This window comes from Microbacterium sp. NPDC089190, from assembly GCF_040701795.1.
In the GTDB taxonomy this organism is placed as follows: domain Bacteria; phylum Actinomycetota; class Actinomycetes; order Actinomycetales; family Microbacteriaceae; genus Microbacterium; species Microbacterium galbum.
Window position 1 is genome coordinate 295729 of the sequence record NZ_JBFBHF010000003.1, and the last position, 16661, is coordinate 312389.

General features: G+C 70.4%; 14 protein-coding genes. 10 read left to right on the forward strand and 4 right to left on the reverse strand.

Annotated features, from left to right (window positions below):
- Positions 1-71: 71 nt before the first annotated feature.
- The 7 genes from pyrH to AB0230_RS11375 all read left to right on the forward strand — a co-directional run bounded on the left by pyrH (position 72) and on the right by AB0230_RS11375 (position 4841).
- The gene (gene pyrH, locus AB0230_RS11345; protein ID WP_315995532.1) at positions 72-791 is read left to right on the forward strand and encodes a UMP kinase; all 720 of its coding nucleotides are present in this window, start codon (positions 72-74) and stop codon (positions 789-791) included.
- A 74-nt stretch (positions 792-865) separates the two neighbouring features.
- Positions 866-1420 carry a ribosome recycling factor gene (gene frr, locus AB0230_RS11350; RefSeq protein WP_315995533.1) on the forward strand — a complete coding sequence of 185 codons (555 nt, stop codon included), beginning with the start codon at positions 866-868 and terminating at the stop codon, positions 1418-1420.
- A gap of 5 nt (positions 1421-1425) precedes the next feature.
- Positions 1426-2472, forward strand: a complete 1047-nt coding sequence (locus AB0230_RS11355) for a phosphatidate cytidylyltransferase (protein WP_315995534.1) — start codon at positions 1426-1428, stop codon at positions 2470-2472.
- On the forward strand, positions 2469-3044 hold the full coding sequence (locus AB0230_RS11360) for a DivIVA domain-containing protein (RefSeq protein WP_366375813.1): 576 nt from the start codon (positions 2469-2471) through the stop codon (positions 3042-3044). Before AB0230_RS11355 ends, AB0230_RS11360 begins: the two co-directional genes overlap by 4 nt.
- 178 nt (positions 3045-3222) lie before the next feature.
- Positions 3223-3822, forward strand: coding sequence for a transglycosylase SLT domain-containing protein (locus tag AB0230_RS11365; protein WP_363391924.1), 600 nt, complete (start codon positions 3223-3225; stop codon positions 3820-3822).
- 9 nt (positions 3823-3831) lie between these two features.
- Positions 3832-4119, forward strand: a complete 288-nt coding sequence (locus AB0230_RS11370) for a hypothetical protein (RefSeq protein WP_315995537.1) — start codon at positions 3832-3834, stop codon at positions 4117-4119.
- Positions 4119-4841, forward strand: coding sequence for an alpha/beta hydrolase (locus AB0230_RS11375; RefSeq protein WP_363579232.1), 723 nt, complete (start codon positions 4119-4121; stop codon positions 4839-4841). The genes AB0230_RS11370 and AB0230_RS11375 overlap by 1 nt, the downstream gene beginning before the upstream one ends.
- Positions 4842-4843: 2 nt before the next feature.
- Here the strand turns inward: AB0230_RS11375 and AB0230_RS11380 are convergent, their stop codons facing one another.
- Positions 4844-5920 (reverse strand): AI-2E family transporter, encoded by a 1077-nt coding sequence (locus tag AB0230_RS11380; RefSeq protein WP_315995539.1) that lies wholly within the window; start codon positions 5918-5920, stop codon positions 4844-4846.
- Positions 5921-6092: 172 nt separating this feature from the next.
- Between AB0230_RS11380 and AB0230_RS11385 the strand changes: the two genes are divergently transcribed.
- Both AB0230_RS11385 and AB0230_RS11390 read left to right on the forward strand, forming a co-directional pair.
- Positions 6093-7904, forward strand: coding sequence for a glycosyl transferase (locus AB0230_RS11385; RefSeq protein WP_366375816.1), 1812 nt, complete (start codon positions 6093-6095; stop codon positions 7902-7904).
- The gene (locus tag AB0230_RS11390; protein WP_366375818.1) at positions 7901-8845 is read left to right on the forward strand and encodes a tetratricopeptide repeat protein; all 945 of its coding nucleotides are present in this window, start codon (positions 7901-7903) and stop codon (positions 8843-8845) included. The genes AB0230_RS11385 and AB0230_RS11390 overlap by 4 nt, the downstream gene beginning before the upstream one ends.
- Before the next feature lie 180 nt (positions 8846-9025).
- On the opposite strand, the gene glgB is transcribed toward AB0230_RS11390, so the two are convergent.
- The 3 genes from glgB to glgX all read right to left on the reverse strand — a co-directional run bounded on the left by glgB (position 9026) and on the right by glgX (position 15413).
- Entirely contained in the window at positions 9026-11164 is a 2139-nt protein-coding gene (gene glgB, locus AB0230_RS11395; protein WP_363391914.1) for a 1,4-alpha-glucan branching protein GlgB, read from the reverse strand.
- A complete protein-coding gene (locus AB0230_RS11400; RefSeq protein ID WP_366376233.1) occupies positions 11161-13128 on the reverse strand; it encodes a maltotransferase domain-containing protein in 1968 nt (655 codons plus the stop codon). Before AB0230_RS11400 ends, glgB begins: the two co-directional genes overlap by 4 nt.
- 185 nt (positions 13129-13313) lie before the next feature.
- Positions 13314-15413 carry a glycogen debranching protein GlgX gene (glgX, locus tag AB0230_RS11405; RefSeq protein WP_366375820.1) on the reverse strand — a complete coding sequence of 700 codons (2100 nt, stop codon included), beginning with the start codon at positions 15411-15413 and terminating at the stop codon, positions 13314-13316.
- 47 nt (positions 15414-15460) lie between these two features.
- Between glgX and AB0230_RS11410 the strand changes: the two genes are divergently transcribed.
- Positions 15461-16654, forward strand: coding sequence for a cysteine desulfurase family protein (locus tag AB0230_RS11410; protein WP_366375822.1), 1194 nt, complete (start codon positions 15461-15463; stop codon positions 16652-16654).
- The last annotated feature ends 7 nt before the right edge of the window (positions 16655-16661 follow it).

Sequence of the window (16661 nt, forward strand, 5' to 3'; positions counted from 1 at the left end):
TCCCTGCCCGCGGCCCGTATCGGTCGGCGTCGGCGGGGGGATAGTTTGTTCAAGACGAGAGGACACCACACGTGATCGATGAAGCCACCAAGCGCCGCCGGGTTCTGCTGAAGCTGTCGGGGGAGGCGTTCGGCGGAGGCCAACTGGGTGTCAATCCCGACGTCGTCAGCCAGATCGCACGCGAGATCGCCGAGGCGGTGGACCGGGTCGAGATCGCGATCGTGGTCGGCGGCGGCAACTTCTTCCGCGGCGCCGAGCTCAGCCAGCGCGGCATGGATCGCGGCCGCGCCGACTACATGGGCATGCTCGGCACCGTGATGAACTCCCTGGCCCTGCAGGACTTCCTCGAGCAGGCGGGAGCCGCCACGCGCGTGCAGTCGGCGATCTCGATGACGCAGGTGGCCGAGCCCTATATCCCGCGACGGGCCGTGCGTCACCTCGAGAAGGGCCGCGTCGTGATCTTCGGCGCCGGCGCCGGCCTGCCGTACTTCTCCACCGACACCGTCGCCGCCCAGCGCGCGCTCGAGATCGGTGCGACCGAGGTCCTGGTCGCCAAGAACGGCGTCGACGGCGTGTACACGGCCGACCCGCGCGTGGACCCCAGTGCCACCAAGCTCGACCACCTCACCTACAGCGACGCGCTGCAGAAGGGCCTCAAGGTCGTGGACTCGACGGCGTTCAGCCTCTGCATGGACAACGGCATCGACATGCGCGTGTTCGGCATGGAGCCGGCCGGCAACGTCACCCGTGCGCTGCTGGGCGACGAGATGGGAACCCTCGTCACCGCGTGACGCGCCGCGCGGGCCCGGGGAGCCGGGCCCGCGCGCGACTAGACTGGCACCTCAGTCCAACGAATGGAGTCACCGTGATCGCCGATGTCCTCGCCGATGCCGGAGCGCGAATGGATCGCGCCGTCGAGGCCGCGAAGGAGGACTTCGCGACCGTCCGCACCGGACGCGCGAACCCCCAGATGTTCCAGAAGGTCCTGGTCGACTACTACGGGTCGCCCACCCCTCTCGCGCAGCTCGCGTCGCTGAACAACCCCGAGGCGCGCACCCTCGTCATCAACCCCTACGACAAGTCCGCGTTGAAGGCCATCGAGCAGGCCATCCGCGACATGCCGAACCTCGGCGTCAACCCCACCAACGACGGCACGATCGTCCGCGTCACCATGCCGGAACTCACGCAGGACCGCCGCAAGGAGTACGTCAAGATCGTGCGCGGCAAGGGAGAAGACGCGAAGGTGCAGGTGCGCAACCTGCGCCGCAAGGCGAAGGACGACCTCGACGCCCTGAAGAGCGACGTCGGCGAGGACGAGCTCGTTCGGGCCGAGAAGGAGCTCGACGCCGTCACGCGCACGCACGTCGACCTGATCGACGACGCGCTCAAGCGCAAAGAGGCCGAGCTTCTCGAGGTCTGACCCGCATGCCCGACGCCCCTGAGACCGGTGACGCCGAGCCGGTCGACCCGCTCGACGTCCGTCGTGCCGATCCGACGCGCCGTCCGACGACGGGCGAGGGGGTCACGGCGATCGAGTCGCAGCTGCGTGCCATGCGATCGGATGCCGAGCAGCACATCGCGCACGCGCGCGCCGAGTTCGACCAGGCGAACGAGCGTCTGAAGCAGCGCACGGGGCGCGACCTGATCGTCGCGACGCTCATCGGCGTGGGGATCGGTGCGATCGTGATCGCCTCGCTGATCTTCGTGAAGTGGGCCTTCGTCCTCTTCGCCGCGGCCGCGATGGTGCTGGGGGTCGTCGAGTTCAGCCGAGCCCTGCAAGTCGCCGGGCGGCGCGTCGACGTCGTCCCGCAGCTGGTCATGGGGTTCGTGCTGCTGCTCAGCGGGTTCTTCCTCGGCGCCTGGGTGCACTGGATCGCCACCCTCGTCGCGGTCGTCGTGGTCGTCGTGTGGCGGCTGGTGGCGCAGCTCTTCGCCGCCGACGGACGGCTGCGCATCGACGTCATCGGCGATGTGCTCGTCGCGGGGTTCGTGCAGCTGTACGTTCCGTTCCTCACCAGCGTCGCCATGATCCTGCTCGCTCAGCCGCGTGGGGAGTGGTGGGTTCTCGCGTTCCTCATCCTCGCCGTCGCGGCCGACACGGGTGCGTACATCTCGGGCCTCACATTCGGTCGGGGCGGGCGGCATCCGATGGCTCCGCGCATCAGCCCGAAGAAGACCTGGGAGGGTTTCGCGGGCGCGTGCGTGGCGGCTCTGGTCGCCGGGGCGCTTCTGGCCGTGTTCATGCTCCAGGTCCCGTGGTGGGCCGGGCTCATCTTCGGCGCGACCGTGCTGGCCACGGCGACCGTCGGCGACCTCGGCGAGTCGATGGTCAAGCGCGACCTCGGTATCAAGGACATGAGCTCGTGGCTTCCCGGACACGGGGGAGTGCTCGACCGCCTCGACTCGATCCTGCCGTCGGCGACGGCCGCTCTGGTGATGTTCTATCTGCTCGCCCCGTTGGGAGTGTCATGACCGAGACCCCGATCCACGACAAGGTCGCCGCGACCCCTTTCCCCGAGACGACGGGACGCACCAAGGGCTACGAGAAGCGCGCCGTCGACGCATTCCTCGCCCGCGCGCGCGACGCGTTCGAAGCCGACGACCCCGGCGTCCTGCGCTCGTCGGAGGTTCGCGCGGTGTCGTTCCCGCTGGTCAAGGGCGGCTACGCCGTGGCATCCGTCGACGCGGCCCTGGGTCGGGTCGAAGACGCCTTCGCCGCACGAGAGCGCGAGCACGCTCTCTCCCGGCTCGGGGCGCGGGCCTGGGTCGCGGAGACGCGCGACACCGCCCAGGTCGTGCTCGACCGTCTCGGTCGGCCGCGCGGACAGCGCTTCGAGCGCGTGTCGCTGCTGCATTACGGGTACCGAGTCGACGAAGTCGACGTCGTCGCCGACCGCGTCTCGCGCTACCTCGCAGCGGGCGACCCCGTGACGCCCGACCAGGTACGCGCCGTCGCCTTCCGCCTGCAGCGCGGTGGATACCGCGAGACCCAGGTCGATGCGGTGCTCGACGCCGTCGTCGAGGTCATGCTCGCCGTCGGATGAGGCATCAGGATGACACCCGTTCCGACTCGTCGGTAGACTCGGCGGCACTGTGACTTCTGGCTCGGAACTCTCGCGTAGATCATCGGACCGCGTCGCCCGTCGAGGCGTCGGGTTGGTCGACGTGGTACCCCCCGCTCTTCCGCGCCGCTCGGCGCCACGCTGGTCCCGTCGTCGCGGCGTGGTCGGCGTGTTCGGCGCGTGCGCGGCGGTCCTGTTCGCGGCCGCCTACGTCGGGCCCATGAGCGCCGCGTTCTCGCCGGCGCAGGCCGAGGAGCCCCGCACGGTCACCCTCTACGCGGAGGGCCTCGGTGACACGCAGGCGGTGTCGACCTCGGGCGAGAAGCAGGCCCCCGACCTGCAACGCTCGAGCTACAACGTGTACGTCAAGCCGAAGCCGACCCCCACCCCCACGCCCACGCAGACGCGCAGCAGCGACTCGGGTTCGTCGGCCGGCGGCGACGGCGGTGGCGGTGGCGGAGGGCCGCTGTATTACTCCGGCGGGGGAGCGCCCGCGGAATGGATGGCCGCCGCCGGCATCTCGGATGCCGACATGGGCTACGTCGACTACATCGTCAGCCGCGAGAGCGGGTGGAATCCGAACGCCACCAACCGCTCCTCGGGAGCGTGCGGTCTCGTGCAGGCCCTGCCGTGCAGCAAGGTCCCCGGCAACGGGTACGACCCGGTCGACAACCTGCGCTGGGCGACCGGGTACGCCACGGGCCGATACGGCAGCTGGGCGGGCGCGTACGCGTTCTGGACGAGCAACCACTGGTGGTGAGCGGCATCCATGCCCCGCTCCCGTAAGCGCCGCCCCGATCCGGGTCGCGGCGACGACTCGCTCGATCGTCTGATCGCGGGGTGGAAGCGCACCGAGGTCAAGCGCGGATCGGAATGGACCGTGCAGCCGCTCTCGGGACCGCAGGCGGTCAAGGACTACATCTGCCCCGGATGCGGACGCACGGTCGCTTCCGGCACCCCCCACCTCGTCGTCTGGCGCGCCGACGGCGTGCTCGGCGACGCGGCGGATCTCGCCGCACGTCGGCACTGGCACACCCACTGTTGGAGGATCGCCTGATGGAGATTCGCGGACCCGTCCTTCTGCCCGCACGCCGGGAAGACGTCGCCCTGCACACGGTCGACGAGCTCACCCTCGTCGGCGAGCTCGCCCTGCCCCTCGACCGCGAGCCGGTGGCGACCCTTGTGACGTTGCACCCGCTGCCCACGGCAGGCGGGTTCATGGACTCGCACATCCTGCGCAAGGCGGCCGGCCGCCTGCCGGCCCTCGCCGATCTCGCGGTGCTGCGGTTCAACACCCGGGGCACGACGTCTCCCCGCGGCACGAGCGACGGCGCCTTCGACGGGGGAGCGAACGAGTGCTTCGACGTGGCGGCGGCGATGGATTTCGTGCGCGAGCGCGGTCTGCCCCGCCCCTGGCTGGTGGGGTGGTCGTTCGGCACCGAGCTCGCGCTGAAGTACGGCCGCGACCACGACATCGAGGGCGTCATCCTGCTGTCGCCCCCGCTGCATCGGGCGACCGCCGACGAGGTCGCGGCGTGGGCGGGAGACGAGCGCCGGGTGGTCGTGCTGGTTCCCGAGTTCGACGACTACCTGCGACCCGACGAGGCCCGCGAGCGCTTCGCGTCGATTCCGGATGCCACGCTCATCGCCGTCGAAGGCGGGAAGCATCTGTGGGTCGGCGAGACGCAGACGCGCCGCGTGCTCACCGAGATCGTCGCCGCGGTCGCCCCCGACGCCCTTCCGCTCCCCACCGAGTGGGACGGCGACGTCGTCGGCTGAGCTCAGCGCTCGTTCTGCCGCGGGATGATGACCTCGCGGTAGATGATGAGGATGCTTGCGGCCACGGGGATCGCGATGAGGGCGCCCAGCAGGTTGAGCAGTGCGCCGCCGGCCAGCGCCGAGATCACGACGACCGAGCCCGGCACCGACACCGCGCGGTTCATGATGCGCGGGGAGATGACGTATGCCTCGATCTGCATGTAGACGAGGTAGTAGATCGCCGCCGCGATGATCGCCCACCCCGGCGTTCCGAGACCCGGAATGAGGCAGGTGAGCACGATGATCGTCGAGCCCGTCAGCGTTCCCACCAGGGGGATGAGCGAGAAGAAGAACGCGATCACGGCGAGCACGGCCGGGAACGGCGCGTTGATGATGGTGAGGAAGATGGCGCTGAGCACGCCGTTGATGACGCCCAGGCTCACCTGCCCCATGACGTAGTAACCCACGGAGTCGGTGATCTTCTCGGCGAGCTCGATGAAGCGCGCGCGCTTGGACGCCGGGACCAGCTGGTACACCGCCGACTTGAGCGAGGGAGTGGATGCCGTGAAGTAGATGGTCAGGATCAGCACGATGAACGCGCCGCCGAGGCCCGCTGCCACGGCGCCGGCGCCCGTGAGCAGGCTGTTGCCGATGACCGTGGAGATCGAGCCGACGTCGAGGGTCGTGAACCAGTGCTGGATGCCGGCCCAGACGTCGTCGATCTTGAGCCAGGGAAGGGAGTCGGACACCCACTGCTGCACCTGCGTGACGATCTCGTTCCAGCGTCCCGGCTGCAGCAGCTGCTCGACCTGGGAGATCAGCTGGGCGATCTGGCTGACGATGATCGGCACGACCATGAAGATGATGCCGGCGAAGACGCCGAGCACCGCGAGGATCGTCACGAGGACGGCCGCCCAGCGGGGCAGACCGCGCCGCTCCAGGAAAGACACCACGGGGTCGAGGCCCAACGACAGGAACAGGGCCGTCCCGACGTACAGCAGGATCGTCGAGAGGTTCTGCACGCTCCCGATGAGCAGCAGGCCGACGCCGACTCCGAGAGTCGCCAGGAGTGCGACCCGGAAGGGGTTGTGGATCTTCATGCCGAACGACTCCCGCCTCAGCCGGGCACGCGCCCGTCTCGTCAGGATAGTGACCGTGCGGGGCGGGATCGGCGAGGCGCGAGCCTCGCCGCGAACTTTCAGCCGCCCTCCGATAGTCTGAACCGTCGATTCTTCGGTGGCGCCCGAGCTGCCGGTGGGGATGGTGTGAAGCGTGAGATTCGTCTGGGCCGTGGTGGCGTTCGTCATCGCCGCCGCCATGATCGGTGCCGGGATCGCTCAGCGCACGGTTTTCCAGGGTCCATCTGAGACCACCACGTCGGTGCAGACGGAGGGGTCGGCGGCGTACACGCTGGTCGACGGCTCCGTGCTCACGAGCGTCCCGGGCGCCCAGACGCTGCGCGTCGAGGGCGACGGCGCGGTGTTCGTCTCCTACGGGCGCACGGCCGACCTCAAGGCGTGGCTCGCCGACGTCGACTACACCGCGGTGACCGTGGACGGTGAGGGGACGGTGCAGACCGCCGATCAGGCCCCGACCGTGACACCCACCTCCGACGCCGCCGCGGGGCGGAGTCCGATCGACAACGACCTGTGGCTGGACGAGTACGAGCAGACCGGGTCGCTGTCCACCACCCTGCAGCTGCCGGACGACATGAGCGTGCTCGTGGCATCCGACGGCACGGCTCCCGCGCCGTCGAACATCAGCGTCACGTGGCCCATCGACGACTCGACGCCCTGGGCGGGTCCGCTCATCGTCGGCGGCGGTATCGCCCTGCTCGCGGGCCTCGTGCTCTACCTGCTCGGCATCCGGCACGTGCGCCGTTCGCGGCGCCCGCGCCGGAAGGGATTGCCCCTGCCGGTCACGGAGCCCATCTCCATCGCCGAGTCGGATGCCGCAGCTCGCGACGCGTCCGCGTCCAAGGGGGTCGTGAGCGAGAGCCCCGCGCGCCGCGGGACAGGCTCGCGCGGCCGGCGCGCACTCGTCGCGGTCCCGGCCCTCGGCGTCTCCGTCGCACTGCTCGCCGGCTGCTCGGCGGATGCCTGGCCGCAGTTGGCGGCATCCGAGACTCCGAGCCCGACGCCCACGGTCGTCGTTCCCGAGGGGCAATTCCCGCCCGCCGTGACCGAGGCGCAGGCGAAGCGGATCGTCGCGCGCGTCTCGAGCACCGTTTCCTCGGCCGACGCGGCGCTCGATCAGAACGCCGCCGCCCAACGCCTGTCCGGACCGGCGCTCGCCGAGCGCGCCACCAACTACACCCTGCGTGCGGCTCTGCCCGACCGCCCGGCGCTCCCGGCCATTCCCGCGGAGCCGGTTCAGATCGTGCTGCCGCAGACGACGGGCACCTGGCCGCGCACGCTCATGACCGTGGTGGAGTCGGCGGATGCCGCGACCCCGACCACGACGATCATGATGATGACGCAAGAGACGCCGTGGGACGAGTACAAGGCGTCGTACGTCGGGAACCTCGAGGCCTCCACCAACCTGCCGGAGCTCGCCGCACCGTACGTGGGCGCGACGCAGGTGCCGCCGGACTCCTCGTTCCTCACCCTCGCTCCCGAGAAGGTCGCCGCCGCCTACGCCGACATCATCAACAACGGCGAGAACAGCACCTCGGCCGCGCTCTTCGACACCGCGAACGACCTGTTGCTCTCCGCGATCCAGGACAACAAGACGAAGCGCACCGACGAGCTCAACCAGACCGGCGCCGGAACGGCTGAGATCAGTTTCGCCGCCTCGGCGGGGCCCGCCGCCCCCATCGCCCTCGCGACGCTCGACACCGGCGCGATCGTCGCCGTGAATGTCTACGAGAGCGACACGGCGAAGCCCACGAACGCCGACGCGGTCATCAAGCTCGACAACAATCCGGCGGTCAAGGCCCTGACCGGTGTCGACCAGTCCGCGACAGGCTTCACCACGACCTACTCCGACCAGGTGTTCTTCTACGTGCCCAGCCAGGGCTCCGACGACAAGATCCGCCTGCTCGGCTACCGTTCCAGCCTCCTCGAAGCGAAGGTGTCCCCGTGAGCACTCCCGCCCCCGGCTCCGTCATGCGCGGTGCCGTCGACCTCTCGTCGCTGCGCAACCGTCCCGCCGCCCCCGCGGCCCCCGCGAACCCTCCCGCCGAGGGCGCCGCCCCGGCCGGTGCCCTGCCCCTGGTCTTCGATGTGACCGACGCGACCTTCGGCGAGGTGCTCGAGCTCTCGCGCACGGTTCCCGTCGTCATCGACCTGTGGGCCGAGTGGTGCGGGCCGTGCAAGCAGCTCAGCCCGGTGCTCGAGAAGGTCGTCACCGAACTGGCCGGCCGCCTCGTACTGGCGAAGGTCGACGTCGACGCCAACCCGCAGCTGGCGCAGGGCTTCCGCGCGCAGTCCATTCCGATGGTCCTCGCGCTCGTCGCGGGTCAGCCCGTTCCGCTGTTCACCGGCGCGGTGCCCGAGCAGCAGGTGCGCGACGTCTTCGCTCAGCTGCTGCAGCTCGCCGCCCAGCACGGCGTCACCGGCACCGTTCCCGTCGCCGGGGCGGCCGATGCGGCTCCGGCAGAGGAGCCCCCGCTGCCGCCGCTGCACGCCGAGGCGTTCGCCGCGATCGAGGAGGGCGACTACGCCCGCGCGATCACGGCGTACGAGAAGGCTCTCGCCGAGAATCCGCGTGACTCCGACGCCCGTGCGGGCCTCGGTCAGGTGCGCCTGCTCGACCGCGTGCAGGGCGCCGACCTGCAGGCGGCGCGCGCCGCGGCGGCGGCCGATCCCACGGGCGTCGACGCCCAGTTCGTCGTCGCCGACCTCGATGTCGTCGGCGGACACGTCGATGACGCATTCGGGCGTCTGCTCGATCTCTTCGCGGCGCTCCCTGCCGACGAGCGCGCCCCGGTCCGCGAGCGCCTGCTCGAGCTGTTCGGGATCATCGGCGACGACGACGCCCGCGTCGTACGGGCGCGCGCGCGACTGGCATCCCTGCTCTTCTGACACGACCGACGACGCGGCCCGGTCCCTCTCGGGGGTCCGGGCCGTCGTTCGTCCTAGCCGGCGCGAGATGCGATCGTCGATCAACACGCGGGTGTCCCCTCCCACCGGAGGCCGGTCACGGACCCCGGGCACGCGAACGCCCCGCCCCGGTGATCGGGACGGGGCGTCGGACTCCGCGGGTCAGGACCCGGCGCGGTGGTGCAGCCAGAGCACCCCGAGCGGCGGGAGGGTGAGGGTCGCGCTCCCGCGGCTATCGGTCGTGACCGTGCCGAGGTTGCCCTGGCCGGAACCGCCGAACACCTCCGCGTCGCTGTTGAGCACTTCGGTCCACGACCCGGATTCGGGCAGGTCGAGCGGGAAGTCGGTGAGCGGGACGCCGGAGAAGTTGCACACGACCGCGATCGTGTTGCCGTGGTGGTCACGACGGGCGAAAGCGAGCACGTTCGGGTTCCACGCGGGCGCGCCGAGACGCGAGAAGGCCGCTCCGTCGTGGTCGCGTGACCAGAGGGCCGCCTGATCCTTGTACACGCGGTTCAGCTCGGCGACGAATTCGTGCAGCTGCTTGTGGGAGGGCTGGTCGAGCATCCACCAGTCGATCGACCGGGACTCGGACCACTCCGACATCTGGCCGAACTCCTGGCCCATGAAGAGCAACTGCTTGCCCGGGTGGCCCCACATGTACGCCAGGAAGGCGCGCATGTTGGCGAGCTTCTGCCAGTGGTCTCCCGGCATGCGGCCGAAGAGGCTCCCCTTGCCGTGCACGACCTCGTCGTGGCTGATGGGCAGGACGAAGTTCTCGCTGAAGGAGTAGACGAACGAGAACGACAGCTCGCCCTCATGGTGCGACCGGTACATCGGATCGCGACCGATGTACTGCAGCGAGTCGTTCATCCACCCCATGTTCCACTTGAAGCCGAAACCGAGTCCGGCGTGCGACGTCGGGGCGGTGACGCCGGGGAAACTCGTCGACTCCTCGGCGATGAGGGCGATGCCGGGGTAGCGCTTGTAGGACGTCGCGTTGACTTCCTGCAGGAAGCGGATCGCCTCGAGGTTCTCGCGACCGCCGAATTGGTTCGGTGCCCATTCGCCGTCGTTGCGGGAGTAGTCGAGATAGAGCATGGATGCCACGGCATCCACGCGCAGACCGTCGACGTGGAACTCCTCGAACCAGTACAGCGCGTTCGCGACGAGGAAGTTGCGCACCTCGTTGCGGCCGTAGTCGAAGATGAGCGTGCCCCAGTCCTTGTGCTCGCCGCGGCGGGGGTCGGGGTGCTCGTAGAGGGCCTCGCCGTCGAAGCGGGCCAGGGCGAAGTCGTCTTTCGGGAAGTGCCCGGGGACCCAGTCCATGATGACGCCGATGCCGGCCTGGTGAAGACGGTCGATGAGGTAACGCAGGTCGTCGGGGGAGCCGAAGCGGCTCGTGGGGGCGTAGTAGCCCGACACCTGGTAGCCCCACGACCCACCGAAGGGGTGCTCGGCGAGCGGAAGGAACTCGACGTGGGTGAAGCCCTGAGCGCCGACGTAGGCGATGATCTCGTCGGCCGCGTCGCGGTACGAGAGGCCCTGCTTCCATGAGCCGAGGTGCAGCTCGTAGATCGACATCGGGCGGTCGATTGGCGCGGTGCGGGAGCGCTCGTCGATCCAGCCGTCGTCGGCCCAGGCGTAGGCGGAGTCGGTGACGACCGACGCGGTGGCCGGGGGGACCTCGGCGAGGCGCGCCATCGGGTCGGCCTTCTCGATCCACTGGCCACCGCGGGTGAGGATCTCGAACTTGTAGCGTGCGCCGATCCCGACGCCGGGGATGAAGAGCTCCCAGACGCCGCTTCCGCCCATCGAGCGCATCGCGCTGCCCGACCCGTCCCAGCCGTTGAAGTCGCCGATCACGCGCAACGCACGGGCGTCGGGCGCCCACACGGTGAAGGCGGTGCCCGAGGACCCGTCGAGTTCGCGGACGTGCGCTCCGAGCACGCGCCACAGCTCCTCGTGACGTCCCTCGGTGATGAGGTGCAGGTCGAGCTCGCCGATGGAGGGGGCGTGGCGATAGCCGTCATCGGCCGCATGCTCCGACCCGTCGTACGACGCACGTACCAGGTAGGCCCCGGGGAAGGCGTCGACCGCGGCCTCCCAGATGCCCCCGCGCACATGCTCGAGCGGAACCGGGGTGCCGTCGGCGAGCTCGGCGACGACGGTCGCGGCGAGGGGGCGCCGCGAGCGGATGACCCACCCGTCGCCGGTCTCGTGCACGCCCAGCACGCTGTGCGGGTCGTGGTGGGAGCCGTGGGCCACGGCATCCAGGATCTCGGGGGAGAGGGAGGTCATCGGTTCTCCTTGACGTGCAGGATGTGCACGGGCTCGCTGAAGGCGTCGAGGCGGACGAAGTTGTGGTCGGCCCAGGTCCAGACCTGGCCGGTCACGAGGTCTTCGACGTCGTACGACGCGCCGGGTTCGACGCCGAACGCGGTCGTGTCGAGGTGGACGGTGGTCTCGCGCGCCGAGTGCGGGTCGACGTTGGCGACGACGATCACCGTGTCGGAGGTGCCCGTGGGGCTGAGGGCGGCATCCAGGTGCTTGGAGTACACGAGGATGGCGTCGTCGTCGCTCCAGTGCACCTGCAGGTTGCGCAGCTGACGGAGGGCCGGATGGGCGCGGCGCGCGGCGTTGAGCATGCGCAGGTAGGGGGCGAGAGAGTCGCCCGCCGCCTCGGCGCCCGCCCAGTCGCGGAACTTGTACTCGTACTTCTCGTTGTCGATGTTCTCTTCGGAGCCCGGGCGCGCGATGTTCTCGTAGAGCTCGTACCCGGCGTAGACGCCGTAGGTGGGGGCGGCCGTCGCGGCGATCGCGGCGCGGATCTTGTAGGCCGGGCGCCCCCCGAACTGCAGGTACTCCGTGAGGATGTCGGGGGTGTTGACGAAGAGGTTGGGCCGCAGGAAGTCGTCGGTCTCGTGGGCGAGGCCGCCGAGGAACTCCTCGAGCTCCTCCTTCGTGTTGCGCCAGGTGAAGTACGTGTAGCTCTGCTGGAACCCGGCCATCGCCAGACCCTGCAGGGGTGCCGGACGCGTGAACGCCTCCGCCAGGAAGACGGCGTCGGGTTCTTCCGCGCTCACCGTGGCGATGAGCCACTCCCAGAACTGCAGCGGCTTGGTGTGGGGGTTGTCGACGCGGAAGATGGTGACTCCCTGCGCGATCCAGTGGCGCACGATGCGCAGCACCTCGGCGCGGATGCCCTCGGGGTCGTTGTCGAAGTTGACCGGGTAGATGTCCTGATACTTCTTGGGCGGGTTCTCGGCGAACGCGATCGAGCCGTCGGGGAGCGTCGTGAACCACTCGGGGTGCTCTGCGACCCACGGGTGGTCGGGCGAGGCCTGCAGCGCGAGGTCGAGCGCCACCTCGACGCCGTTCTCGCGCGCGGCGGCGACGAAGGCGCGGAAGTCCTCGAGCGTGCCGAGGTCGGGGTGCACCGTGTCGTGCCCGCCCTCCGCGGCGCCGATGGCCCACGGCGAGCCCGGGTCGCCGGGCTGCGTGACGAGCGTGTTGTTCGGACCCTTGCGATTGGTCACGCCGATGGGGTGGATCGGCGGGAGGTAGAGCACGTCGAAGCCCATGTCGGCCACGCCGGGGAGGCGATCGACGGCGGTGCGAAACGTGCCGCTGACCACGGACCCGTCGTCGCGGCGCGTGGCGCCCTCCGAGCGCGGGAAGAACTCGTACCAGGCGCCCACGCCGGCGCGCTCGCGCTCGACGAGCAGCTCGGCGTCTTTACCGACCGAGACGAGTCCCATCATCGGCCGGACCTCGAACAGCGCGGCGATCGCAGGGTCCCGCACGATCTGCAGGGCGGTGTCGTCGTGCACCTCCGGGTCGCGCAGCGCGCGGGCGGCGTCGTACAGGCGATCCTTGTCGCTGCCGGGGCGCTTCTTCTCGCCTCGGGCGCGGTCGAACAGCTGGGCGCCCATCTCGCGCATGAGCGCGGTGTCGACACCTGCGGCGATCTTCAGGTCGGCCGCGTGCTCCCATGTCGCGAAGTCGTCGGCGAACGACTCGAACCGGAAGCGCCACACGCCCTGCTCGAGCGGGGCCACGAGGGTCGACCAGCGGTCGAAGCCGTCGTTGAGGGGGCTGAGTCGATGCAACGACTCGTCACCCGAGGGCGAGAACAGTCGCACCTGGACGCCGATGCGGTCGTGCCCCTCGCGGAATGCGGTGACCGTGAAGGGAACGGCTTCGCCCAGGTACGCGGAGGGGCGGAACCGCCCACCCGGGACGCTCGGATGCGGCAGGGCCATCGGGATGCGCGGCGTGACCACGCTGCGCGAGGACGGCGTCGGCTTGACCGGACGCACGGGAATCGAGGCGGCGCTGCGCCAGGGCAGCTCGGGCGAAGGAGTCGTCGTGGTGGCCACGATCCGAACCTACCGCGGGCCACCGACGTTGCCGCATCGTTTCGCGCGGCCTTGACAGGGCGCTGCGGTTACTCGACGCGGAACAGCATCATCGACGCGCCCGTCACCGGCACGACGTCTCCCGCGGCGAACCGCGCCGGGACGGCCGTGGGCGTCTCGTCGGCACTGGACCACAGGGCGAGGTAGGCGAGGTCGGGCTCTCCGTCTATGCGCGGCAGCACGATCTCGGTGTCCGCCTCGGTGCCGTGCACCACGAGAAGCACGCGGTTCGGGTCCTCGTCCTCGGGCGTCGAAGTCGCGAGGTACTGCAGCGTGCGGTGGGCGGGGTCGTTCCACCGGTCGCTCGACATCGTGTCGCCGCGCTCGTCGAACCACTCCATGACGGATGCCGAGGGGATCCGTTCCCCGAGCCGGGCGAATCGGCGGGGGCGCAGGGCGGGGTTCTCCCGCCGCACCTGCAGCAGGCGCTGGGTGTGGGCGAACAGGTCGCGCTGCCAGGGCGCGAGGTCCCACGACAACCACGTCAGGGCGGAGTCGTGGCAGTAGGCGTTGTTGTTGCCGCGCTGCGTGCGCCCCATCTCGTCTCCGGCCGTGATCATGGGGACCCCGGCGGACAGCAGCAGGGTGCCCATCAGGTTGCGCATGGCCTTGCGTCGCGTGGCGAGGACGCGCTCGTCGTCGGTGCGGCCCTCGGCACCGTGGTTGAACGAGCGGTTGGTGTCGGCACCGTCGCGGTTCTGCTCGCCGTTGCCCAGGTTGTGCTTGACGTCGTACGACACGAGATCGCGCAGCGTGAAGCCGTCGTGGGCCGTGACGAAGTTGACGCTCGCGAGCGGGCCGCGCTCCTCGCTGAACGTGTTCGACGAACCCGCGAGCCGGGTGGCGAACCCGCCCACGCCGACCGGGGCGGTGTCGGCGCGGCGCGCGTAGTCGATGTCGCTCAACCAGAAGTTGCGCACGCGGTCGCGGTACCGGTCGTTCCACTCCAGCCACCCGGGGCCGAAGTTGCCGGTCTGCCATCCGCCCATGCCGACGTCCCAGGGCTCCGCGATGAGTTTCGTGTCCGCGAGCCGCTCGTCGTCGCGGATGGCCGTGAGCAGCGGGTGATCGGGGGCGAAGGAGTGATGCGCGTCCCGCCCGAGCGTCACCGCCAGGTCGAAGCGGAAGCCGTCGATCTGCACGTCTTCCGACCAGTAGCGGAGCGAGTCCAGGACGAGCCGGGCAGCGGCATCCGTCGAGGTGTTCACCGCGTTGCCGCATCCGGTCTCGTCGATGTAGACGCCCTCGGCGGTCTGCCGGTAGTAGGCGCGGTTGTCGATCCCGCGCAGGCTCGTGCGGGGACCGCCGATGCCCTCTTCGGCGGTGTGGTTGTAGACCACGTCGAGCAGCACCTCGAGCCCCGCCTCGTGCAGGAGCTTGACCATCCCCTTGAACTCGCGCAGTACTGCGTCGGGGCCCTCGGCGCGGCTGGCGGCCGTGGCGTAGGGCGCGTGCGGGGTGAAGAAGTTGAGGGAGTTGTAGCCCCAGTAGTTCGACAGTCCGAGCTGCAGCAGGCGCGGTTCGGTGGCGAAGGCGTGCACGGGCAGCAGTTCGACGCTGGTGACCCCGAGCGAGAGCAGATGGTCGATCATCGCGGGGTGCGCGAGGCCCGCGTACGTGCCGTGCAGTGCCGGGGGGATGAAGGGATGCCGCTTGGTCAGGCCCTTCACGTGCCCCTCGTAGATCACCGTGCGGTCCAGGGGCACACGGGGCTTCGCCGACGAGCCCCAGTCGAACGAGCCGTCGACCACGACCGAGCGCCAATCGCCGAAGCTGCCCGACACGAGTCCACGCGAGTACGGCTCGATCAGCAGCGACTGCGGGTTGAAGGTGTGTCCCGGTCCGTGCGGTCCGCCCACGCGGATCGCGTACCGTGCCCCGGGCCGCAGGAGCGGTGTCGACGCCTCGAACACGCCCCCGCCCACGGGAGTCATCGTGATCGTCTCGGTGGCCCAGTCGAGGTCGACATCGTCGAAGACGAGCAACTGCATCGCGTCGGCGGCGCCCGACCACACGCGCAGCGTCCCGCCGTCGGGACCGAGACGCACCCCGAGGTCGTCGAGCGCGGGAGTCAGCAGGCTCGGTCGGGTGGAGGAGCGGGCGGGGAGGACAGTCTCGGGTCGGACCATGCGTCTTAGGGTAGTGAAGACGGACGGCGGAGCCGGGAGGGTGGCGGATGCGGGTCTACCTCGATCACGCAGCGACGACGCCTCTTCGCGCAGAGGCGCGGGAGGCCTGGCTCGCCGCGCACGAGGTGCTCGGCAACCCCTCGTCGATCCATGGGGCGGGTCAGGATGCGCGGCGCCTGCTCGAAGACGCCCGTGACGGTCTCGCCGAGGTCCTGGGATGCCAGAGCATCGAGGTCGTGCTGACCTCGGGCGGCACGGAAGCGGCGAATCTCGCCCTGAAGGGGCTCTGGTGGGCGCGCGAGCCCGGTGCCCGTGCCCTGGTGCTGCCCGACGGCGAGCACCACGCGACCCTCGACGTCGTCGGCTGGCTCGCGGCGTCGCAGGAGGCCGAGGTCCGCTCCGTGCCCCTCGACCCGGTCGGGCGCATCGACGGCGACTCCTTCGCGGCCGCCCTGCCCGGGGCCGCTCTCGCGACGGCGCTCGTGGCCAACAACGAGGTCGGGACGATCCAGGATGCCGCGGGCCTGGCGGCAGCGGCATCCGGTGCCGGAATTCCCCTGCACCTCGACGCGGTGTCGGCGCTCGGGCAGATCCCGGTCGATTTCGCCGCGTGGCGCGGGGCCGGCTCGGCGCGCGGGGGACTGGTCGCGATGTCGGTGTCGGCGCACAAGGTCGGCGGACCCGTCGGCGTGGGCGCCGCCGTCGTGTCGCGGCACGCCACGATGACACCGCTCCTGCACGGCGGCGGTCAGCAGCGCGGGCTCCGCGCCGGGACGCAGGACGTCGCGGGTGCGGCCGCCTTCGCCGCCGCCGCACGAGCGGCCGAGGCGGAGCGCGAGCGGGAGAGCGCGCGTCTGGCGGCCCTGCGCGACCGTCTGGTGAGCGGCATCCTGCGGTCCATCCCCGCCGCGCGGCTGCTGGGCGACCCCCACGACCGCCTTCCCGGCAACGCGCACGTGCTGTTCCCGGATGCCGCCGGCGAGACGCTGCTGTTCCTGCTCGACATGGCGGGGGTCGCGGTCTCGACAGGGTCCGCCTGCCAGGCCGGGGTGGCCGAGCCCTCGCACGTGGTGCTCGCCCTGGGCCACGACGACCGTGCGGCGCGATCGGTGCTGCGCTTCACCCTTGGGCACACCTCCACGGCCGATGACGTCGAGTCCGTTCTCGCCCGGCTCCCCGACGCGTACGCGCGGGCCGTGGCATCCGGCGCATCCGGCGCCCGTTCAGCGGGCCGTTCGTAGACTGGGA